The sequence below is a fragment of the Flagellimonas beolgyonensis genome (genome assembly GCF_003992615.1).
In the GTDB taxonomy this organism is placed as follows: domain Bacteria; phylum Bacteroidota; class Bacteroidia; order Flavobacteriales; family Flavobacteriaceae; genus Flagellimonas; species Flagellimonas beolgyonensis.
Genome location: NZ_RZMY01000002.1, coordinates 38,625 through 61,680, shown reverse-complemented (window position 1 = coordinate 61,680; position 23,056 = coordinate 38,625). Strand labels below are relative to the sequence as shown.

Here is a 23,056-nt window from a genome sequence, read left to right as displayed (position 1 = left end):
TAGATGTCGGATGTAACCGCGGTGGAAAACCTGGTCAAAAAGCACCAAGAATTAAAAAAGGAGATTGCCAAGGTCATAGTGGGCCAAGACACGGTAATCGAACAGATTTTACTTTCCATCTATACGGGTGGGCACTCCTTATTGATTGGTGTTCCCGGTTTGGCCAAGACTCTTATGGTCAATACCATCGCGCAAACCTTGGGTCTCGATTTTAAACGGATCCAGTTTACTCCCGACTTAATGCCCAGTGATATTTTGGGCAGTGAGGTTTTGGATCAAAACCGAAATTTCAAGTTCATTATGGGCCCCATTTTTGGTAATATCATCCTAGCGGACGAAATCAACCGTACCCCGCCTAAAACGCAGGCTGCCCTTTTGGAGGCCATGCAGGAGAAAGCAGTGACCATTGCTGGAAAACAATACAAGCTGAACAGGCCCTATTTTGTATTGGCCACGCAAAACCCGATTGAGCAGGAAGGAACCTTTCCGTTGCCCGAAGCACAATTGGACCGTTTCATGTTCGCCATAGAACTGAAATACCCCTCCATAGCCGAGGAAATTCAAGTGGTAAAGGCCACCACAAACGATGAAGAAGTACATGTGAACCCCCTTTTCAACGCGGAGGAAATCATTGAAGTACAACATTTGATCCGAAGAATACCGGTGCCCGACAACGTGATTGACTATGCCGTACGCTTGGTCAATAGGACAAGACCGGGTCAGGAAGGCTCATCAGATTATGTAAACAACTATGTGGATTGGGGCGCAGGTCCCCGGGCTTCACAGAACTTGGTACTGGGTGCCAAGGCCCATGCAGCCATCCATGGTAAGTTCTCTCCCGACATCGAGGACGTAAAGGCAGTTGCCATTGGCATTTTGCGCCATAGGGTGCTCAAAAACTACAAAGCCGAAGCCGAAGGCATCTCAGAGGAAACAATTATCTCGGAATTGTTATAAATATCAAGTCATAGATACTTATTTAGCGCAATTCTAATTCCAAAATCCTTCGTTATTTAGTAAATTTACCGAATTACTAAAATCTTAAAACTCAATTGTAGAATGGCATTTGATATAGACATGATTAAGGGCGTCTACGCTTCCATGGGGGAACGCGTGGATAAGGCCCGTGAACTGGTAGGAAAACCATTGACTTTGGCAGAGAAAATCCTCTACTCACATTTGTGGGATGGAATGCCTACCAAAAAATTTACCAGGGGAAAGGATTATGTTGATTTTGCACCAGATAGAATTGCCTGTCAAGATGCGACGGCCCAAATGGCCTTGCTTCAGTTTATGCAAGCAGGCAAGGATAAAGTTGCCGTGCCAACTACAGTACATTGTGATCACTTGATCCAAGCCAAACAAGGTGCGGCTGCGGATTTGAAACATGCCAACGAGACCAGTAGCGAAGTTTTTGACTTCTTGGGGTCCGTTTCCAATAAATACGGTATCGGATTTTGGAAACCAGGTGCCGGTATCATCCACCAAGTGGTATTGGAAAACTATGCATTCCCTGGAGGAATGATGATCGGAACCGACTCACACACGGTTAATGCCGGTGGTTTGGGAATGGTGGCCATTGGGGTAGGAGGTGCCGATGCAGTGGACGTAATGGCCGGTATGGCTTGGGAATTGAAATTTCCCAAATTGATCGGGGTAAAGTTGACCGGAAAACTTTCCGGATGGACAGCTCCCAAAGATGTGATTTTAAAAGTGGCCGAGATTCTTACCGTAAAGGGAGGAACCGGGGCCATCGTGGAATATTTTGGGCCAGGAGCTACGGCCATGTCCTGTACAGGTAAGGGGACCATTTGTAATATGGGCGCCGAGATCGGGGCAACGACCTCCACTTTTGGTTACGATGAATCCATGGAGCGCTATTTAAGGGCAACCGACAGGGAAGATGTGGCCGATGCCGCAAATAAAGTAAAGGAACACTTGACCGCCGACCCAGAAGTATATGCCAATCCAGAGCAATATTTTGATCAAGTGATCGAAATCAACCTTTCTGAGTTGAAACCATTGCTCAACGGACCATTTACGCCGGACTTGGCCACAGAAGTGGGCTCCATGACCGAAAAAGCAGAAGCCAACGGATGGCCTTTGGCCGTGGAATGGGGGCTTATCGGTTCTTGTACCAACTCTTCCTACGAGGATTTGTCAAGAGCTTCGTCCATTGCGCAACAAGCATTGGACAAAAAATTGAAGACCAAGGCAGAATTTGGTATCAACCCAGGTTCGGAACAAGTGCGATACACTACGGAGCGTGATGGTATCCTTGAGATTTTTGAAAAATTGGATGCCAAGATATTCACCAATGCCTGTGGACCCTGTATTGGGCAGTGGGCTCGTTATGAAGATCCAAAGAATGCGCCCAAAAACAGTATTGTACATTCTTTTAACCGAAACTTTGCGAAGCGTGCAGATGGGAACCCAAATACCCATGCATTCGTGGCATCACCTGAAATGACCGCTGCCATTGCCATTGCGGGACGTTTGGACTTTAACCCATTGACCGATACCTTGATCAATGAAGACGGGGAAGAAGTGATGTTGGACGAACCAACAGGATGGGAATTGCCACCAAAAGGATTTGAGGTGAAGGACAACGGATACATAGACCCTGTTGAAGATGGTAGTGGCGTTGATGTGATCGTGGCTCCGGATTCTGAGCGACTTCAGCTATTGGAGCCGTTTGAGCCTATAACCCCTGAAAGCTTGCAAGGGATGAAGTTGTTGATCAAAGCATTTGGAAAGTGTACTACCGACCACATTTCCATGGCAGGTCCATGGTTGCGTTTTAGAGGGCATTTGGACAATATTGCCAACAATACCCTGATTGGTGCCGTAAACGCCTTCAACAAAAAGACCAATTTGGTTAAAAATCAGTTGACGGGCGAATATGGAGGTGTGCCGGATACCCAACGCGAATACAAGAAGGCAGGCATAAAAACCATTGTTGTGGGCGACCATAACTACGGTGAAGGTTCTTCCCGTGAGCATGCGGCCATGCAGCCTCGACATTTAGGTGTAGCAGCCGTTTTGGTGAAATCGTTTGCAAGGATCCACGAGACCAACCTTAAAAAACAAGGTATGTTGGCCTTGACCTTCGCCAATGAAAACGATTATGACCTGATTCAGGAGGATGATACCTTCAATTTCTTGGATATCGATCAATTTGCTCCAGACAAGCCGTTGACCATTGAGTTGGTGCATGCAGATGGTAGCAAAGACACCATCATTGCAAACCACTCTTACAACGATGCCCAAATTGCATGGTTTAAGGAAGGCTCTGCTTTGAACTTGATCAAAAAAGAGAATGCATAATTGTATCTAAAATAAGTTGCACGAACTCCTGGTGCCGTTATAGGTGCCAGGAGTTTTTTAATTATTGCAAGCCGTAAATCCATGAAAATAAGTAAAAAGACCATCCTTAATATTGTTCTGATTCTTTTTGTGCTTTCATTTTTTGTAACCCCCTTGGGTTATTACGGAAAACTGATGCTCAACCGAATCTTTTCGTTTTCCCCGCCTGTAATCGAGGAAGCACAGCGACAAAGGATTACGGATTACGATTGGCAATTGAAGGATGCGGAATGGAATTTCTTCAATTTTGAACGATCAAAGGGAAAGGTGGTGTTCATCAATCTTTGGGCCTCTTGGCGATTGCCTTCGGAAGCGGAACTTGCAAGTATCCAGGAATTATACGACAATTATAAAGGCAAGATGGATTTTTACATCATCACCAATGAGAACAGACCCCCAGTGGAAGCCTTCATGGAGAAACACGAGTTTACTTTTCCTGTGACCTATCTCATTATCGGTGAAAAAATGCCCATTGATGCCAGTGTGGTGCCTTCTTCATATTTGCTTGATAAGCAGGGTAATATAGTGGTGCACAAAGAGGGGATTGCCGATTGGAGTACCCGAAAGTTTTACAGCGTATTGGATGAACTGATCTCAGAATGATCTAAAAATGAAGTTGACAAAAGAACAAATAAGCAATGGTATCTGGATTTTGGCCATTGTCCTCATATTGTTTACCCCAGTGGGATTTCATGTGCGTGTTTGGGTCAACAAGTTGGTGGCCACGGTCATCAGTGCCGATGCAGTGGACGAAGAGGAACAGGTGACTGTCAAGGATTATGATTGGAATTTAATAGGGTTGGAAGGTAATCCACTAAACTTAAAATCCTTAAAAGGGGAAGTTGTGCTCATCAATGTTTGGGCCACTTGGTGCCCGCCCTGTGTGGCCGAATTACCCCGTTTTGTTGAACTTTATGCCGACTATGGAGATAAAGTCACCTTCGCTTTTGTAGCCAATGATGATAGGAAAAAAGTAGAAACATTTCTTGGTAAGAAAGGATACCGGTTGCCCGTTTACTTTCAGGCTTCACCAGCCCCGGTAGAAATGCAAAGCAGTTCCATACCTGTTACCTTTATCTTGAGCAAAGAAGGTAAAATAGTGGTTAATAAAACGGGTGCAGCCAACTGGAACTCCGATTATGTTCGGAATCTGTTGGATCAATTGCTTGCTGAATAGGGAACCCCTTTATTTTTTGAAATATTTAAAAGGGACCAACAACATTCCAAAGCACTCGCCATCTTCCTTGCCCAAATGTTTATGGTGGATTTTATGTGCCCTTCGCACGCCCCGGGCATACCAATTGTTGGCATTTCGGAATATTTTGAAACGTTGGTGGATAAAGATATCGTGCACCATAAAGTATGCGATGCCGTAGGCCAAAATACCAAAACCCAGGGGCCAACCATACCAAAACCAGGTATAATTGCCCAAAGAGAACAGTACCATGCTCACAACAGCGTAAAAGATGAAAAAGGCATCGTTGCGCTCGAACCAGGAGTCATGGTCCTTTTTGTGGTGATCTTTGTGGAGACTCCATAGAAAACCATGCATCACATATTTATGGGTAAACCATGCCATAAATTCCATAAAGCAAAATGTCGACAAAAAAATGAGTATCCAAAGTGCTATTTTCATTGTACCAATTGTAATTTATAATTGAGGTAACTCTGTGCCAAAAGTCCAAATTTTTGATAGTTTGGCACACGAATCCTGCTGTTTTTTATTTCGAGTGGTGGTGTGGCCTGCAATTTATGCAACAATTTCTTGTAATAGCGATAGGCAGTGTAAACCCCGAACTTGGCCTGCTCCGGTAATTTAATTATGCCAGAATAACCAAGGGCAAAATCGGCTTTGATTTCATTCACGATCCGTTTCTTGGAGACTTCGTCCAATTCCATCAAATTGGTGTTTGGAAAATAAGTTCGGTTAAGGTCTTCATAATCCGCCTTAAGATCTCTTAAAAAGTTGACTTTCTGGAAAGCGGAACCCAATGCCATGGCCGATTCCTTCAACTCTTCATATTTTTCCTTATCGCCGTTCACGAAAACGCACAGGCACATCAAACCGACCACATCGGCTGATCCATATATGTATTCGCGGTATTCATCGAACGTTTCATAATTCTTTTTACTGAGGTCCATTCGCATACTCTTCATAAAAGCCTCCACCAAATGATGTGGGATGTCATATTTATGATAGGTATGTTGGAACGAATTGAGAATCGGGTTCAAGCTGATACGGTCCTGAATGGCCTTTTCCATATCCTTTTCAAAGGAGTCGAACAATTCTGCCTTGTCATAATCATGGAAGGTGTCCACAATCTCATCCGCAAAACGGACAAAGCCATAAATGTTATAGATATCCTTTCGAATTGATGGTGCCAACATTTTGGTGGCGAGTGCAAAGGAGGTGCTGTAAGATTTGGTCACAATTTTACTACAGTGGTACGACACGTCGTCAAAAATGGTTTTCATCTTTTTACTTGTTTAGTGATTAGATCAGCGACCAGTTTTCCGGATATCAAGGATGGGGGTACCCCAGGTCCTGGAACTGTCAACTGACCGGTAAAAAACAGGTTTTTTACCTTACTACTTTTTAGGCTAGGTCGTAAAAAGGCTGTTTGTCTCAAGGTGTTTGCCATACCGTAGGCATTCCCCTTGTAGGAGTTATAGGCTTCTATAAAATCGTTCACGCAGAAACTTTCCATGAACAGGATGTGTTCCTTTACGGATTGGCCGGTGCGTTTTTCAAACCGGTCCATCACAATTTCAAAATATTGATCACGAAGCTCAGGGGTATCTTCCAATCCCGGAGCAATTGGAACCAAAAAAAATCCTGTCTCTTTTCCTTCCGGGGCCATGGAGGCATCTGTTACCGAAGGAAAATTGGCATAGAACAACGGGTCTGTTGGCCATTGGGGATGATCATAGATTTCTTGGGCATGTTTTTCAAAGTCCGTATCGAAGAACAGGTTGTGGTGTTCTATATTGTTCAGCTTACAATCGAAACCGATATAAAAGAGTAGGGAGGAAGGTGCGTAGGTTCTTTTCTCCCAATAGTCTTCAGAGTATTGTCTGTATTTTTTATCCAAAAGGGTTTCGGAATGATGGTAATCGGCCCCACTGACCACCAAATCGGCCAAGTGGTTTTTGCCCTGACTTCGAATGCCAATGGTTTGCCCATCAGAAACCAAAATGTGTGAAACCGGGCTATTGGTATGTATTGTAACGCCCACTTCCTCAGCCAACGACTTCATGGCTTTGATGATCTCATACATGCCGCCTTTGGGGTGCCATGTGCCCAATCCAAAATCCGCAAAATTCATGAAATTATAAAAGGAAGGGGTATTGTTCGGTTTGGCGCCCAAAAAGAGTACAGGAAACTCGAGTGTGGATACCAATTTCGGATTCTTGAACTTTTTGCGTACCTCTTGGCTGATCGTCTTGAAAAACTGATCTATCCTCAGTACGGTTTCCTTGGTCACCAATTCGAATGGTGATAACCCTGGGCGGAGCACCACTTTGTTGATGGCAATATCATAGTTCTCTTGTGCTTGCCCAATGAATTTTCTCAAATGCTGGCTGCTTCCAGGTTCCAATCGCTCAAATTCCTCGCAAATGTCGTCCATGCAGTCACCAATGGTAATCAAATCGTCCTCAAAAAATATCTTGTACGCAGGATTCAGTTTGTCTAAATGGTAGTAATCACGGGTAGATTTGCCAAAATCTCCGAAAAACTTCTCGAAAATATCGGGCATCCAATACCAACTGGGACCGATATCGAATGTGAACCCATCTTTAACCATCTGTCTAGCTCGACCGCCAACCGTACTGTTTTTTTCAAAGAGTTCCACCTCAAAACCTGCCTTTGCCAAATAGCAGGAAGCAGACAAGGAAGAAAAACCGGAACCGATGACGATTACTTTATCCATATGGTTTTACAGAATTTGTATGAATTGTTCGATGGATTTGAAAACGGATACTGCCTTTGGCAACGTTTTTTCCGTAATCGTTTGTATCTGGTAACCCAAAACAAAGAGCTTGGAGTCAGGTGCCATTTCCAATACCTCAGAAAAACTTTTGAAATATTCTTCAAGATCATCTTTTGTTGGCGCTACGGTAAAGTACGAGACAAATCGGATGTTGCTGTAATATTTTAGTAGGTCCACCAAATTTTCTATGGGCATGGTTTGGCCTAAATAAACTGTTTTGTAACCTCTGAGTGCCAATTGGTAGTTGAGATACAACAATCCCAATTCATGGATTTCATTTTCGGGAAGGAAGAGCACAAAAACCTTATCTTTTTGCGTGGGTTCCTTGAGTTGCAGTTGCTCGGTATGGATGTAAATTTTTTGTTTGATCAGGTTGGCAATGAAATGTTCATGGGCAGGACTGATGGTGTGCGTCTGCCATAACAATCCCAATTCATTCAATAGTGGAATAAAAACTTCATTAAAAATCTGCGTGAACGATTTCTCCTTCATCAAACCATTGTAGGTTTGAAGGAAAAGGGCCTGATCAAAATTCAACATGGCCAATTTCATGGAGTTTAGAGCATGACTCTTTTCATTTTTTTCAGCTACGATGTCCCTGACCAAAACCGGGATCTTCTCCTCGCTCAGCTTGGCAATTTTTGAAATCTTGTACCCATTGTTGTAAAGCAGGGTAATGTTCAACAGTTTTTGAAGACTGGCCAAGTTGTAGGTGCGAATATTGGTATCGGTTCGTTCGGGACTAAACAGATTGTAACGTTTTTCCCATATGCGAATGGTATGTGCCTTTATCCCGGAAAGGTTTTCCATATCCCGAATACTGAAAGATTTTTTTACGTTGTTCATCTTTTTTATTCAAACGTTAAACAAATTTACAATTAATTAAATGCCGACCTACTTTTTTATGATAAATTTTACGGTAAGCCCCTAAAAGTTCAAGATTTTGTTTAAGGTATTGGGAATATGATAAGGAATGGGCAAAAATAAAAAAAACCGCAATTCAAATTGCGGTTTTGTGCCCACGACTGGATTCGAACCAGCACGTCCTTACGAACACCACCCCCTCAAGATGGCGTGTCTACCAATTTCACCACGTGGGCCCATTAGTTTTTTTATCCAGAACTAAGTAAAGCACTCAGCTTTGGGTCTGCAAATATAATTTTTTTGAAGGAGTGGAAAGGGCATGTCAGGTTTAATTTTTTTCTCGGTATTTAGATCTTGATAAAAGTCGTTTTTAAGCTCACTATTTCCCTGTATTTTTGCAGCATGTTTGTAAAGATGATAGCATTGTACAAGGAGTGGGGGAGACTGCTTCACGATTACCTTTTAAAAACGGGCATGGGCGAGGGTCTGGCATCCTATCTTAACCTGTTTATTCTGTTGTTGGGAATTCTGGTCTTGGTTTTTGTGATCGATCTCGTCATTTGGAAAGTGCTGCGTGGTTTCTCCATACGTTTGGCCCGAAAGTCCAAAAACAATTTCGATAACTTTTTGGTGATGCACAAGGTGCCCAAATATGTGGCCCATATTTTTCCATTGGTGCTTTTGTTGGAGTTGGTCCCGGTTGCCTTTTTGGATTTTGAATATGGCGGGGCCATAGCGCTCAAGGTTATCAAAATCTTGATTGTTTTGCTCACCTTGGTAATATTCCGAAAGTTTTTTAAGAGCACCAACGGCTATTTGAAAACATTGCCCAAGTTCAGGGACAAGCCCATAGATAGCTATGTGCAGGTCTTCATGATCTTTGCTTGGATCATAGGAGTACTTACCATTTTTGCCATTGTTACCGAAACAACGGTTTGGAAGTTTTTTACCGCACTTGGTGCGGCTTCTGCCATTGTGTTGCTCATTTTTAAAGATACCATTCTTGGATTTGTGGCCAGTGTACAGGTCACCATAAACGACATGGTACGCATCGGGGATTGGATCACTTTTGAAAAGTACGGTGCCGATGGCGATGTGATTGAAATTTCACTGGCGACCGTCAAGGTGCAGAATTTTGACAAGACCATCACCACAATTCCGACCTATGCCCTGATTTCCGATTCGTTCAAAAACTGGAGGGGCATGCAGGAATCCGGCGGACGACGTATTAAACGATCCTTGCTCATTCGACAGAAGAGTATCCATTTTTTGACGGACAAGGAAGTGGAGGCCTTAAAAAAGATTCAGTTGATACAACCCTATCTAGCTGCAAGAAGCGAACAGATCAGGGCCTTCAATAAAGAACAGGGGGTAAATAAAGAATTGTTGCTCAATGGTCGAAACTTGACCAATTTTGGAGTGTTCCGAAAATATGTGACCACCTATTTGGAGAAACATTCCGCCATCAACAAGGGCATGACTTTAATGGTCAGACAATTGGAGCCCACTCCACAGGGCATTCCTTTGGAAATTTATGCCTTTAGCGCTGATAAACGTTGGGAGAACTACGAATATGTCATGGCCGATATCTTCGACCATCTCTTGGCCGCATTGCCCTATTTTTCGTTGGAGGTGTTTGAGTTGCCAACATCACTGAAAAGTTGATACCGAATTAAACAAATTTAGTTGTCCTGAATAATTTGTGAGGCCGCTTGGTAAATTGATGATTCAGTTGAATTTAGGGTGTTTTTTGGAGTATTTTTAAAATAGTGATGAAAATTTACTAACTTCTCTCCAACAAAACGTAGGCTAACCATTGAACACTTTTCCATCTCGACCGAAACTGATTGGGGGGAGTAAATTGTTATTGTCACTTTTTTTGGTGGCTTCACAATTTATTTTTTCCCAGGACCCAATTGATCAGACATCCACTGCTAAGCGTACACCCGAAGCGTATTTTCAAAAATTGGGACAGCAATTCGGTTATAGATTCTTTTACCTTAAGGATTGGGTTCAGAATATCGATGCTGAACAAGACATTGAAGGGGATTCTCTATCGCAAATTTTGGACCAGTTGTTGGCAGAAACAACCTTGAACTATTACATCCTTGAAGATGATAGGCGGGTTTTCCTGTTGCGAAACGGAATTATCTATGATGAATTGCCTTCAGCTTTTCTTGAAACCCCCGATTCGGTTCAAACCACTGTCTCATCAGATAGACAGCAATATGTTCCACCTCCCTCATTTTATGAGGAACCAACTTCTAAGGGTGCACGGGAGCATCCCTTGGTTCGAATAGGTAAGACCGATGGTAACAACCTAAAATCATCATACCAACTTTCAGGAAGGGTAACCAATGAAAAAACTGGAGAACCTATACCCGATTTGGCCATTCGTGTGCGGGGTATGTCCAGATTGGCAGTGACCAATGAGGCCGGCAATTACCAATTGGAACTTCCGGCCGGATACAATGTTTTGATAGCAAGTGCCATGGGCATAAGAAATATGGAGCGGGAAGTGGTCATGTACAATGATGGAATCCTTAACCTCAACCTGGATGAAGACCTACAACAGTTGGATGAGGTTGTTGTTGAAGCCGATGCCCTCAGGAATGTGGAGGAAACCGTAGCTGGTAATGAGGAAATTGTAACGGAAGAAGCAAAAAATATACCCTTGGTCTTGGGCGAACGTAATATTTTGGAAATTGCGAAAGCCTTGCCTGGGATATCATCGGCAGGGGAAGGGGCATCTGGCCTCAATGTCCGTGGTGGAAAAACCGATCAGAATTTAGTGCTGTTGGATGATGCCGTTATATATAATCCCACACACTTTTTTGGAATTTTTCAGGCATTGAACCCATTTACAACTGAAAAAGTGAATATTTATAAAGGGGCGCCGCCGGTTGAATTCGGAGGCCGACTCTCATCGGTTTTGGACATTGAGACCAAAAACGGGAATACCGAAAAAATTGCTGGTGAAGGTTCCATAGGACCGGTAACGGGGAACTTGTCCTTGGAAATTCCGATCAAAAAAGAAGTATCTTCCTTGGTTGTGGGTGGTCGCGGTGCTTATGCAGATTGGCTTTTAAAAACATTGGATGAAGAATCTTTAAACGATAGTGAGGCCTCCTTTTTTGATGGCATTGTTAAGTACGATCATAAGATTTCCGATAAGCAGTCTGTTCAGGCAACTGCCTATTACAGCAACGACAGGTTCAGCATCACGTCAGATTCCCTGTACCATTATACCAATAGGTTGTTTTCTTTGGGCTGGGTCCACCGATGGGGCGAAAAAACAACAGGTACGTTGACCTTGGCCAATAGTGATTATCGATTTGGTATCGATTATGACGGGGAGAGTAATGAGGATTTCAAATTGGATTATGCCATCAATGAATCGGAGCTGCGTTATAAGCTCCGTAATCGGGTTAGTGATAAACATACGTTGGATTATGGTGTTTCAGCCAAATATTATTCGGTTAATCCTGGCAGTAAAAGACCAACGGAACCAGGTTCGAATGTAGTTCCCATTGATTTCGAGAACGAACAGGCCTTTGAGGGTGCCGTTTTTATAGGTGACGATTTTAAATTATCGGATAAGTTGACTTTAAGTCTGGGTGCCAGATATGCATTTTTTGCCGCGCTTGGGGAATCTACCCAATATTCTTATCAAAAGGACGCACCAAGAAATGGGACAACGGTTCAGGATACCTTGCAGTACGGCAGCATGGAAGCGGTAAAAACCTATGGCGGACCAGAAGCCAGGATTTCGGCACGTTATCTGTTCACCCCAGATTTTTCGGTAAAGGCAAGTCTCAACAACGCTTATCAATTTGTACATACCCTTTCCAACAATACGACTGTTTCACCAATCGATACCTGGAAACTTTCCGATTTGAATATTCGGCCACAGAAGGGGTATCAGGCCGCCTTGGGGTTTTTTAAGAATTTCTCGGACAATATGTTCGAATTCAGTTTGGAAGGGTACTACAAATTAATGGATGATGTGCTCGATTTTAAGACCGGGGCCAATCTTCTGTTGAATGAAAATGTGGAAACGGAGGTACTTCAGGGTGATGGAAAGGCCTACGGGGTGGAATTTATGATGAAAAAGAACAAAGGACATTTGAACGGTTGGTTGAGCTATACCTATTCAAGGTCTTTTTATCGGTTCAATGGGGATTTTCCAGAGGAACAAATCAATGAAGGGGAATTTTTCCCATCCAATTTTGACAAACCCCATGATGTTAGCCTGATTGCCAATTATAGGTTGACCAATCGCTTCAGTTTTTCAATGAATTTTGCATACCAGACCGGACGTCCCATCACCTATCCTATAGGTACCTTTAGGTTCAACAATTCGGATTTTGTGGTATTCAGTGACCGGAACAAATTTCGAATCCCGGATTATTACCGATTGGACCTGGGAGTGAATATTGAGGGAAACCACAAAAAAAACAAATTGGCCCATAGTTTTATCACCGTTCAGGTGTACAATGTATTGGGCAGAAACAACCCGTATTCCGTATTTTTTGTAACGGACCAGGGAGAAGTAAAAGCATTGCAAAGCTCAATATTTGCGATGCCCATACCATCCATAACCTATAATTTTAAGTTCTGATGAAGGTGAGGAAATATTTATATCGATTTATTTTGTTCTTAGTGATCGCAACATCATTGGTCGCATGCATTGAAGAGTTGGATATTGAGACCTTGGCCGATGTTGAAGAACAGGGCATGTTGGTAGTGGAAGCTGTACTTACCGATAAGGTCCAGACCCAAACTGTATATTTGAGCCGAAGTGATATTCGTTTGGATTTGCAAACGGATACGCTGTATAATCCCATTATCCCTTTGGGATCCCGACCCTTCGATACGGTGAATGTGGAAAAGGGGGCAACTATCCGGGTTGTGGGTAGCAATGGCGATCAATTTCCCTTTTTCGAGGGAAGGGATGGCGAATACCTATCCAATACCCAGTTCGGTCTCCAATTTGGTGTGGATTATGCCTTGGAAATAACCACGAGTAACGGAACCGAATATATTTCTGACCCATTGCTTGTAACGGGTACGTCGGAAATAACAGGTATTTATGCGGAAAAATCGGTCAATGATGACGGGGTTGAAGGTGTGGCCATTTATGCTGACAGCGCTCCTTTGCAGGGCAATGCAAGCTTTTACAGGTATGCCTATGATGAAACCTATAAGATTGTAGCGCCTTATTGGGCCGAAAAAGATTTTGTGCTCACCAATTATGACCCTTGTGCCTTACCCCAACCGACCTATGATCTTCAAATTTTGGATAGAACCAAAGAAAACCAAGTATGCTATAACACCATCTCATCCAATGCCATAGATCAATTTAGTACGGCGGGAAATCCTGCTACCGGTATTTCACGAAAATTGGTGCGTTTTATAACTCGCGACAATTTTATTTTGGCCCATCGGTATAGCATACTTTTAAAACAATATGTTCAGGCACCGGAAGCTTTCTCTTTTTATGAAGTATTAAATAAAATTTCAGGTTCGGAAGACATATTTTCCCAAGTGCAACCAGGTTCCATCTATGCCAACATGCACCGAAAGGACGGAATTGGTGAAAATGTACTGGGTTATGTGGAAGCGGTTGGAGTATCGGAACAACGGCTCTTTTTCAATTTTGAAGATTTTTTTCCAGGCGAGGAGGATACAAGGCCCTATGCCTTTAATTGTTATCTCACATCTTCGCCCGAAAGTCATAAATCCTATTGTGATAATTCTTTGGGAAGTAACAGTTGCCCCCAATCCGTTATTGAACAGGTAGACTTGGGCCTGATCAATTATTATGATGATTATTCAGAAGATTATGGATTGCAGGCAGGTTGCCCCGGACCTTATATTTTTACACCCCGAATTTGCGGGGATTGCACTACACTTGGCGATAATGTTAGACCTGATTTTTGGGTGGATTAAAGTTATGGAACAAAAAAAATGAAAAAACTGTTGATTTTTTTAGGCGTGACCATGCTTGTCGCACATGCCGCACATTCCCAGTACGTGATCAAAGACGCCAAGGACCTGGTGAACCTAAAAAAGCTGCCACAGGAAAAAGTGTATGTGCACCATACCGGGCCATTGGTGTTTGTGGGCGAATACCTCAAATATGCCATGTATTGTTTCAATACCCAAAGCAATAAGTTCAGTGCTATTAGCCGAGTGGGTTATGTGGCCTTGGTAAATGACAAAGGTGACTATTTGCTGGAACAAAAAATTCCGTTGACTGATGGGCTTTCCCAAGGCGATTTTTTCATCAATACAGATGTGCCTTCCGGTAATTATAAGTTGTTGGGGTATACACAATGGATGAAAAACAGCGGAACGAAACAAATTTTCAAGGATGATTTGGTGATCATCAATCCCTATCAGGTGGATCAAAGCAATGTATTGGGAAAGAACGAGTTGGTGCAAACCAATGCCAAAATGGATAGGGAGCTTAAAATGGATTCGACAACCGTCCAAATCCGATTTGAACAAAGGAATTTTGGGACCCGTGAAAAAGTCTGTTTTATCCTAAAAAACTACAAGGGTGCATTAGCAAAGGGAAATTATTCCATTAGGATACAGAAGAAGTCAGAGTTTGCTGTGCCACCCCCGCAAAACGCCATGGATTATGGTCTGGCCTACCTGAATGTCGATAAAACGATTACCAAAAATGTGGGTGATTATGTTTTCTTGCCCGAACAACAAGGGGAGTTGTTTTTTGGAAAGGCCATATCTTATGACACAAAGGAGCCTGCCAAGGGTCAAGAGGTGGTCATGTCAATTCCTGGAGATCCTTATTTTCTCGAATCGACTACAACAGATGATAATGGTGAATTTTATGTATATGCATCGGTTGATTATAAGATACCACAGGTTTTTATTCAATCCAACGGCGATGAAGCACTTCAGTTTGAATATGGTGAGTCCAAAAAAATGGATGTCACCGGACTCAGTTTTGGCAATTTTAAACTTCAACCCGATTATGCCGATGTCATTAAACAACGAAGTATTCATAATCAGGTTGAAAATCAATTCTTTTCAGTCAAACCCGACTCTGTAGTGGTCGAAAAAACAACTACTCTAAAAGAACTGCCCAACTTTGTATCTTTCCATTTGGATGAATATACCCGATTCCGAACCTTGGAAGAGACCATGGTCGAAATATTGAGTTATGTCGGTTTCCGAAACAATGGGGATGGTCCCGATTATATACATGTTACCCAAAAATCTGAGGATTACAGGGAGGAATTCATTCAAACACCTGCACTGGTATTGTTGGATGGAATTTTTATTCCCGATCATAGTATGTTAAGGGATTTTGATGCACGATTGATCAGAACCATTAGGGTAAACCAGGATAAGGTCAAATTGGGCGAGAAAACCTATCAGGGGACCGTTCGTTTGGAAACCATTGATGGTGATTATTACAATGTATATGAACCGATCAATGGGGTTAAAGCGCCAATCAAGGTGCCACAGCGCCCAAAAAACTATTTTAACCAACAATACAATATTGGGGATAGCACCTTGGACAACGTTCCCGATTATCGAAGATTGCTTTATTGGCAGCCCCATGTGGAAGTTGGGGAAACCGATATGCAATTCGAATTTTTCACTTCGGACCTAACTGGTGAGTTTGAGGTAATCCTAGATGGATTTACTTCCTATGGGAAACCCATTTTTTCCAAAAGTATGCTTGTGGTCGAATAACCTTAAGATGAGTTTTGATTCGTTGCGTGGTTTAATTCGGATTTACCCTGTAGGTGATTCTTCTATTGGTTATTATGGTGCTAACCTTAAGTGTCATCAAAGGAGCGAATTCCGAGGTCGAGTTGGAAAGTGTCGCTGTTGCAGTAATGGTTTCTCCCAAAATTGTACCCGGCGGTAGGGATATGGAAAATTGGAATCGGTTGGTGTTATCCGTATTTCCATCCACATCGGTGTAGGAAGAAGAAGTACCATCTTGATCGGAACCACTACCTTCCACTGCACTGCCAATATAGATTTGTCCTTCGCCATAATCTTGGGTATTTCCCAATTGGTTATCTCCGGTAGCAGCTGATCCTTCATTGATGTCCGTTAAGAAAAACTCCAAGGTGGCACCAGGTCGGGACCAACCCGAAATAACAATATTGCCGGCAGAAATAAAGGCGTTTTGTATTGCTGGGAAATTGATAAGACTGTTCGAACCGGTATCCACATCTCCTGAATCGTTCAAGGTTACCCCATCCCCATTGAGGTCAATGCCCAGTGCAGCGCCAGCTGTACCATTGGCGTAAAAGGAGTTTTGGCTGAAAAGATTTCCTGTGCCCGATCCTGTAGTGGTAAGCCCAGCACCTCCGTTGGAATGGATTACATTGTTGGTGATCTGCGAATTGTTCCCAGCCAGTTCAATACCCATGTTTTCAGGTCCACCACCACAGTTGCCGCCATTTTGACCAGAACCCGTAATCGTATTTTCACTGATAATAAGATTGCCGGAGGAAGAGGCTGCATCGATACCGAGAGAGGCCGCGTTTTCGATTAAGTTATGTTGAATAACAATGCCACTACCTGAGTTGATATTGATGTTATCGTCACAAGCTGCATCCCCATTGGACGTAATATGGTTATTCTGTATCACATTGGATGTTCCTGCACCTATATAAATTCCCGAATCGGTATTTGTGGCGATGTAATTTCCATCCACGGTAATGTTTCCACCCGAGTTTTCAACGCCTAGAATAATATTTCCGGCATTGGCCCCCAATGCATTTACACCTATCAGGTTTTCCATTATGGAAAGGTCACCTCCGTCGATTCGAATACCTGAATTGTTATTGGCATAGACCGATATATTTCGGATGGATACATTGGTTGCATTGGTAATGAACACATCTCCTCCATTACGGTGCACTTGTATTTCTGGCCGGTCATAGTCGGGCAATGCAACTGCTGAAGTGCCCACTGCTGTACCACCAGCACCAATAGTTCCGGAATTGGTGTCGCCGGAATAGGCGGTTTGGGTACGTCCGTCAATTTTGGTGTTGTCGGAAGTGATATCCGATAAGGGATTGCCATTACTGATGAAGATATCAAAGTAGCCACTGGTGTAATTCGCATCAACCGTTCTTCCCAAAGGATCGCTGGAAGTGGGAATCATAAATATGGAGGTATCATCACCTGCAGCTGGATCAAAAATGCCGTTAGGTTCAATATCAAGACCCGTTTCGTCCAGATTGTTTGCGTTGACGATAAACTGTTCCAAAGAGCCCTGTCCATCTTCATTGGTGTTGACGATGGTATTGAAATTAAACCCAAAATCGATGCCCACCACACCGTTACTCGCCAATGATACTTGGGATACCGATTGCGCTCCAGTGATCGTGCCTGCGGCAGCATCTACTTGTGAAGGATTGGTTCCGCCCACTTCGTTGGTAACTGCCGTGTTTCCAGCGCCTGTATTGAAGGTCCTAAAGGTCTGCACGGGCACACAGGTGGAACAGGCAGAACCGCCGCCCCTTGATGAGGTCACGGTGCTGTTCACCACACGAATGCTATAGGTGCCATCGGCCATACCACCGAATACATATTGACCATTGGCATTGGTAGTAGTTGTATTGACCAAGGTGTTTGCGTTGTTGTAAAGTTCAACGGTAACACCAGGGATACCAACGCCTGAGGCTGTGGCTCGACTGCGACCAGCCCCGCCTGGGTAATTAATATCTTCGAATACATATCCAGTCACTAAGTTGGATGGTACTTTCAATACCACGGCATTGGATATTACAAAATCCTGCCCTACATCCACATTGGCCGTAACTTGGGTGTCCGTTGGGGCAATGTAGCTTGAAATGTCAAAAGTATCCCAGTCCACACCGTGCAAGGTATTGATGTTCACTATGGGTGATTGGGTATTATCGTATGCTGTTGAGTTATAGGCATTGTTTCCTGGGTTGCCCCCATCGCCTGAAAGCACAAAATTGGTGCCTGCTTGGTTGGTGATGGAAAGTTCTTCCGGATTGGTGGAACCTGCACTGGAGCCGTTCAAGGTGGCATCACCTTCCCAAGAAAGGAAGGATGCTTTCGAGCCGGAACCGGCTATCGCAAAAAAGGAATCCAAGGTAAAGGAGTTGCCCGCGTTGCTCAAACCGTCAAAACCTAGGTAAAGGTTGATATTGGCCGCTGGCAGGGAACTGTCCTCGTAAAAAATCATCAAGGACCAACCGCCCAAAACCGTGGCTGTGGAACAAAAATCGTTGGTGTTGTCAATGGTCAAATCAGTAACATCAAAAGTAGTGGTTGGCAAATTGGCCGCCCCAATTCCTTGAATAATGGAGGTGACATCACTCACGTAGCCAAAGAACGTACGACCCACAATACCAGATTCATATATGAGATTTGCAGACACATTTTGACCTTCGAAAGTAATATTGGAGTCTGTTGTGTAGCTGGAATGTGCCCAATATAAATACGCTTTTTCAATGGTGGCCGTGGCAGGAATGTTCGATAACAAGGTGCCAGATGAGGTGTTCGTAATGGCACAGGGGTCGGTGTTGTTATCCGCTGTTCTAAATGTGCCCCCAGTTGAGGTATAATCCACATAACCTGCAAATTGCTCGTACAACGTCAATGGCTGGTTATAAGGTATTTGGGAGTTGATTGTTACCGTAGCTGTGTCTGAAATATCGACTGTGCCATCTGATGAACTTGTAAATTGAATGCCAAAGGTCTCGGTATCCTCAACAATGCCATCGTCAGTAATCGGAATGGTAATCGTATCCGTATCTCCAGAAACCCCACTAAAACTCAATGTGCCAGTGGTCAAGGTATAATCCGAACCAGCTGTGGCCGAACCGTCTACAGTTGTATAATTTACGGTAAATGGACCGGAGGCTGCTGCACCATCATGGGTTACCGTGAGCACCACGGAACCGATGGTTTCATCAACGGCAACATCTTCCACTTTCACAGAAGGTCTCAATTGATCAACGGAAATCAAGAAGTTGTCAATATAGGCTGTATCGTTATTGTCCCAGTTGTTGCCGGATTTTCGGAAACGAACCACCGTGTTGGTGGAGAGATAGGCATTGATGTTGGTCGAAAAGTTTCCTGTATTGTTATTGCCACTAACTGTTCCCAAGGTGGTAAAACTTGCACCCCCATTGTTCGATATCTCCACTTGTAACGATTTACTCCCTGTTAAACCGGAAGTTCTCCATGAAAAGGAGAGTGTTCCTGCCGTGGCACCACCTAAATTGGCTTCTCTGGTGATACTTTCGCCCCACAGATAGTAGAAATACAACCTGCCATTGGTGATGTAGATATAGTTTCCATTTGGTCCAAGGTCGGTGTCCCCACTTTCGGTCCAATCCGTAGCAAAGTTTTGCGTACCATCATTATTGGAATAGGAAGCAGTGGTGAAATTATCCCTAAAAGTTTCCTGTCCCATCAATTGGGAAATGGATAGGGAAAAGAAAACAAGAAGAATCGATACGGAATGCTTCATGGTTGGGGTTACTTTTAATAGTGTTTGCTACGCGCTTGTTGAATTGGTCAAAAATAACAGGGATAGGAAGCTTATCTAAATATTTGTTGTGAATGCAGCACTCATAAGGGTGTATCGACAAAAAGCATGGGTTTCTTACAAAGGAAAATGAAGCAAAAGCAGCAATAAAGTGAAGGTTTGCAATTAGCTACAAGGTTTTGCAAGGAGTAACGGGATTAGGATTTTTTTGAAGGGATGGAAGAAAATAAAAAATCCTATAAAGAGAATCTCAGGGTTTTTAAATTACGAGCACAAATTATTTGAGTTAAAAGTGCTACCATCAATGTTTTGATATGATATCATTAATTTTGTTTAATAAATCGAAAATAAATAAAGGAAAATGAATAGAGGCAAGATTGAAATTAGGTTTTGTAAATGCCTTCATATTCTCATTGTTTTTTTACCAATATTAATTTTCGGTCAAAATTTATTGCCTCCCATTTACAATTACAGCTTGTCGGAATATAAGGGAGCCAGTAAAAACTGGGATGTATCCGTCAATGAAAATGGGGAGCTTTTTGCAGCCAATAATCAGGGTTTGTTGCACTTCAATGGTGAACAATGGACACTCAATAAATTGCCCAACAATACCATTATCCGTTCGGTGGAATGTATTGGAGATCGCGTGTATACGGGCTCCTATGAGGAATTTGGTTATTGGATCAAAAATGGATATGGCAAATTGGAATACAACTCTTTGACCCATTTGATCCAAAATCATGTTTTTACCAGCGAGGAGTTTTGGGAAATTTTTCCTTCCATGGATGGCAAGGTCCTGTTTCGTTCTTTTTCGGCAATATATGCATACAACGGTGAAGAAATCCAAGTTGTGGATCCTCCTCACGTTGTTTCTGATTTTATTGAATTTCAAGGAAAACTTATAGTTGCAGGCGGTACTTTGGGATTGTTTGAGGTGAAGGACAATACATTGAAACCACTGCCTATCCAGGACCGATTGCTTGGAAAGACGGTTACGGATATGGTGGTCTTCAATGATAAATTATTGGTGGGCACCAAATTAAACGGATGCTTTTTATTTGATGGGCATAACGTGGAACCCTGGGCAAACAGAATCAACGAAGAACTTAAACAGCACCAATTGAACAAAATTGCTTTGCTGGGCAAAGGGCAATTGGGTTTTGGTTCCATTAAAAATGGCATGTATCTCTATGATACCAATACTGGACAATTCAGGGTTTTAAATAGGGAGTCGGGACTGGAGAACAATACGGTTCTTTCGCTATTGTTGTTCAAAGATCAATTATGGTTGGGGCTGGACAATGGAATTGCACGTGTTCGGTTGAACAATCCGATTACTTATTATACCGATTACTCTGGAACCTTGGGTATGGTCTATGATGTGGCTTGGTACAAAGGAAAGTTGTTTTTGGGCAGTAACACGGGTGTCTTTTATTTTGATGGTAACCAACTGAAATTTGTGGAAGGTTCCCAAGATCACGTATGGGAATTGGTCGTATTGGAAGGCGAGTTGCTTTGCGGCCATAATACAGGGACCTACAAGGTTACCGAAAATAGTTTTGAGGAGTTGAGCAGCGCCGCAGGTGGCTATCAGCTCATAAAAGTGCCCGACCAAGTAGCAACCTATGTACAGGGCACCTATAACGGATTGTTCAAATTTGTGAAGACCCCAGGCGGTGAGTGGAACATCCATAAGATTGATGGTTTGGATTTTCCAGTAAAACAATTGTGTTTTGAAACCCCGAACATTGTATGGGCGGCCCATCCCTACAAAGGCTATTATCGGATTCATTTTGACGAAGGGTACGACAAAATTGCAAGGATTCAAGAATTTCAAGGTCCAGAAGTACCAAGTGCCTTTAATGCGAAAGTATACAACATCAAGAACCATATCGTGGTCAATAGTGAGGGCAAATGGTATCGTTATAACCCCATTGACGACAGCATTATTCCTTTTACGGAATTCAAGGACTATGAAAACAAGGAACTTTTGTTCTTTGATGACACGTATTATTGGTTTGTGGATGCTGCGAATGACAAGGCCATAATTCATACCGATTTAAAAAAGGATAGCTTGGTCATTGCTGACGTGCCCCTGCGGGAACGGTTGGCTCCCGACTCACAAAATGTGATCAAAATCAATGACAGCACCGCTTACATCACCTTAACCGATGGCTTTGCCAAGATCAATGACCTAAAACTGCGATCGGAATGGACGGAAGAAGTATTGCCTTCGCCAGATTTGGTCGTATTTCGCGATCAAAAGAATAGGCACATGATCAACGGGGAAACTATTTTGGTGCCCAATCGTTATTCGCAATCCCTCTCCATAGAGGTAGCGGCTCCAAGTTATATGGCACCAAACTATTACTTTGAATTGGATGGACCCAAAACTTACTCCGAATATGCCGAAAATGGCTTTATCAATTTTCAAAACCTACCATTTGGCGATTATACCTTCAGGGTGTATACTGCGGGTATGGACAATACTCTATCAAGCCCAAGTGTGTTGAGGTTTCAGGTTGCTCCACCATGGTATCTATCATGGTATAGCATGTTACTGTATTTTGCACTGGCTGTGGGATTGGTTTTTATGGTTCGCGCTTACAATCGTAGAAAACTAGTAAGGAAACAGGCCGAAATACAGGCCCAAATGGAGAAGGAGCAGCAGGAACGTATGGCCAAGTTGGAAAAAGAAGAACTAGCCAATGAAGTCCGATTGAAACAGAACGAATTGGCGAGTACCACGTTGAACATTGCCAAGAAAAATGAAATGATATTGGAACTGAAGAACATGTTGTTGGTGAACAAGGACAAGTTCTCCAATTCACAACGTTATCGGTCATTCATCAAAAAACTGAACAACTCCATTGAAGATACCGAAGACTGGAAAAGGTTCGAAGTTAATTTTAAGGAACTGCATGACGATTTCTTTGAACGACTGCTAAAAGCCTATCCAACCCTCACACCGAAAGATCTTAAACTTTGCGCATATCTAAAAATGAACCTTTCCACAAAGGAAATTGCTCCATTGATGGCTATCTCTGTACGCGGTGTGGAGATACATCGGTACAGGTTGCGAAAGAAATTGGATATGGACAGTTCGGACAACCTTTCCAACTTTCTGATCACGTTTTAATCGCTGTTCAAAGACTTTGTGCTTTCAAATCTGGGATTTTTGTAGTACATCATTACTACATCACTATGTTAATTTTTTTTACATCATTGAACGGTGTACTACTGCAAAAGCGGTGAAATAGGGCTTTCCGAGGCCTTTTTGGATGATGTATTTATTATGTATTCCCTT

14 protein-coding genes and 1 tRNA gene are annotated in these 23,056 nt (G+C 42.9%); 9 read left to right on the top strand and 6 right to left on the bottom strand.

The features are described from left to right. The first annotated feature begins 3 nt into the window (after positions 1 to 3). The 4 genes from EO131_RS00760 to EO131_RS00745 all read left to right on the top strand — a co-directional run bounded on the left by EO131_RS00760 (position 4) and on the right by EO131_RS00745 (position 4,543). Positions 4 to 957: an AAA family ATPase gene (locus EO131_RS00760; RefSeq protein WP_127018444.1), complete on the top strand. Its 954-nt coding sequence runs from the start codon at positions 4 to 6 to the stop codon at positions 955 to 957. 102 nt (positions 958 to 1,059) lie between these two features. Then, on the top strand, positions 1,060 to 3,327 hold the full coding sequence (locus tag EO131_RS00755; protein ID WP_127018443.1) for an aconitate hydratase: 2,268 nt from the start codon (positions 1,060 to 1,062) through the stop codon (positions 3,325 to 3,327). An 81-nt stretch (positions 3,328 to 3,408) separates the two neighbouring features. Further along, entirely contained in the window at positions 3,409 to 3,969 is a 561-nt protein-coding gene (locus EO131_RS00750; RefSeq protein WP_127018442.1) for a TlpA family protein disulfide reductase, read from the top strand. Positions 3,970 to 3,976: 7 nt separating this feature from the next. Beyond that, complete coding sequence (locus tag EO131_RS00745) at positions 3,977 to 4,543, top strand: TlpA family protein disulfide reductase (RefSeq protein ID WP_127018441.1); 567 nt, start codon at positions 3,977 to 3,979, stop codon at positions 4,541 to 4,543. A 9-nt stretch (positions 4,544 to 4,552) separates the two neighbouring features. Here EO131_RS00745 and EO131_RS00740 read toward each other — a convergent pair whose 3' ends face one another. From EO131_RS00740 to EO131_RS00720, 5 genes are all read right to left on the bottom strand, one after another. Next, a complete protein-coding gene (locus EO131_RS00740) occupies positions 4,553 to 5,002 on the bottom strand; it encodes a sterol desaturase family protein (protein WP_127018440.1) in 450 nt (149 codons plus the stop codon). Further along, entirely contained in the window at positions 4,999 to 5,841 is an 843-nt protein-coding gene (locus EO131_RS00735; RefSeq protein ID WP_127018439.1) for a phytoene/squalene synthase family protein, read from the bottom strand. The genes EO131_RS00740 and EO131_RS00735 overlap by 4 nt, the downstream gene beginning before the upstream one ends. After that, a complete protein-coding gene (locus tag EO131_RS00730; RefSeq protein ID WP_127018438.1) occupies positions 5,838 to 7,298 on the bottom strand; it encodes a phytoene desaturase family protein in 1,461 nt (486 codons plus the stop codon). The genes EO131_RS00735 and EO131_RS00730 overlap by 4 nt, the downstream gene beginning before the upstream one ends. A gap of 6 nt (positions 7,299 to 7,304) precedes the next feature. After that, positions 7,305 to 8,204: a MerR family transcriptional regulator gene (locus EO131_RS00725; RefSeq protein ID WP_127018437.1), complete on the bottom strand. Its 900-nt coding sequence runs from the start codon at positions 8,202 to 8,204 to the stop codon at positions 7,305 to 7,307. Positions 8,205 to 8,374: 170 nt separating this feature from the next. Then, positions 8,375 to 8,458: transfer RNA gene (locus tag EO131_RS00720), tRNA-Leu, on the bottom strand. 166 nt (positions 8,459 to 8,624) lie between these two features. Here EO131_RS00720 and EO131_RS00715 point away from each other — a divergent pair. From EO131_RS00715 to EO131_RS00700, 4 genes are all read left to right on the top strand, one after another. Next, positions 8,625 to 9,887: a mechanosensitive ion channel family protein gene (locus EO131_RS00715; protein ID WP_241243756.1), complete on the top strand. Its 1,263-nt coding sequence runs from the start codon at positions 8,625 to 8,627 to the stop codon at positions 9,885 to 9,887. Positions 9,888 to 10,089: 202 nt separating this feature from the next. Then, positions 10,090 to 12,843, top strand: coding sequence for a TonB-dependent receptor (locus tag EO131_RS00710; RefSeq protein ID WP_241243755.1), 2,754 nt, complete (start codon positions 10,090 to 10,092; stop codon positions 12,841 to 12,843). After that, positions 12,843 to 14,174: a DUF4249 domain-containing protein gene (locus tag EO131_RS00705; RefSeq protein WP_127018436.1), complete on the top strand. Its 1,332-nt coding sequence runs from the start codon at positions 12,843 to 12,845 to the stop codon at positions 14,172 to 14,174. The genes EO131_RS00710 and EO131_RS00705 overlap by 1 nt, the downstream gene beginning before the upstream one ends. A gap of 18 nt (positions 14,175 to 14,192) precedes the next feature. Beyond that, a complete protein-coding gene (locus EO131_RS00700) occupies positions 14,193 to 15,953 on the top strand; it encodes a hypothetical protein (RefSeq protein ID WP_127018435.1) in 1,761 nt (586 codons plus the stop codon). A gap of 31 nt (positions 15,954 to 15,984) precedes the next feature. Here EO131_RS00700 and EO131_RS00695 read toward each other — a convergent pair whose 3' ends face one another. Beyond that, on the bottom strand, positions 15,985 to 19,731 hold the full coding sequence (locus tag EO131_RS00695) for a beta strand repeat-containing protein (RefSeq protein WP_127018434.1): 3,747 nt from the start codon (positions 19,729 to 19,731) through the stop codon (positions 15,985 to 15,987). 493 nt (positions 19,732 to 20,224) lie between these two features. On the opposite strand from EO131_RS00695, the gene EO131_RS00690 reads away from it, so the two are divergent. Continuing rightward, positions 20,225 to 22,888 carry a helix-turn-helix and ligand-binding sensor domain-containing protein gene (locus EO131_RS00690; protein ID WP_241243754.1) on the top strand — a complete coding sequence of 888 codons (2,664 nt, stop codon included), beginning with the start codon at positions 20,225 to 20,227 and terminating at the stop codon, positions 22,886 to 22,888. The last annotated feature ends 168 nt before the right edge of the window (positions 22,889 to 23,056 follow it).

Excerpts from the sequence above, each read along its gene's own strand:
- EO131_RS00760 (WP_127018444.1), top strand. The coding sequence starts at position 4 with ATGTCGGATGTAACCGCGGTGGAAAACCTGGTCAAAAAGCACCAAGAA.
- EO131_RS00755 (WP_127018443.1), top strand. The coding sequence starts at position 1,060 with ATGGCATTTGATATAGACATGATTAAGGGCGTCTACGCTTCCATGGGG.
- EO131_RS00750 (WP_127018442.1), top strand. The coding sequence starts at position 3,409 with ATGAAAATAAGTAAAAAGACCATCCTTAATATTGTTCTGATTCTTTTT.
- EO131_RS00745 (WP_127018441.1), top strand. The coding sequence starts at position 3,977 with ATGAAGTTGACAAAAGAACAAATAAGCAATGGTATCTGGATTTTGGCC.
- EO131_RS00740 (WP_127018440.1), bottom strand. The coding sequence starts at position 5,002 with ATGAAAATAGCACTTTGGATACTCATTTTTTTGTCGACATTTTGCTTT.
- EO131_RS00735 (WP_127018439.1), bottom strand. The coding sequence starts at position 5,841 with ATGAAAACCATTTTTGACGACGTGTCGTACCACTGTAGTAAAATTGTG.
- EO131_RS00730 (WP_127018438.1), bottom strand. The coding sequence starts at position 7,298 with ATGGATAAAGTAATCGTCATCGGTTCCGGTTTTTCTTCCTTGTCTGCT.
- EO131_RS00725 (WP_127018437.1), bottom strand. The coding sequence starts at position 8,204 with ATGAACAACGTAAAAAAATCTTTCAGTATTCGGGATATGGAAAACCTT.
- EO131_RS00715 (WP_241243756.1), top strand. The coding sequence starts at position 8,625 with ATGTTTGTAAAGATGATAGCATTGTACAAGGAGTGGGGGAGACTGCTT.
- EO131_RS00705 (WP_127018436.1), top strand. The coding sequence starts at position 12,843 with ATGAAGGTGAGGAAATATTTATATCGATTTATTTTGTTCTTAGTGATC.
- EO131_RS00700 (WP_127018435.1), top strand. The coding sequence starts at position 14,193 with ATGAAAAAACTGTTGATTTTTTTAGGCGTGACCATGCTTGTCGCACAT.
- EO131_RS00695 (WP_127018434.1), bottom strand. The coding sequence starts at position 19,731 with ATGAAGCATTCCGTATCGATTCTTCTTGTTTTCTTTTCCCTATCCATT.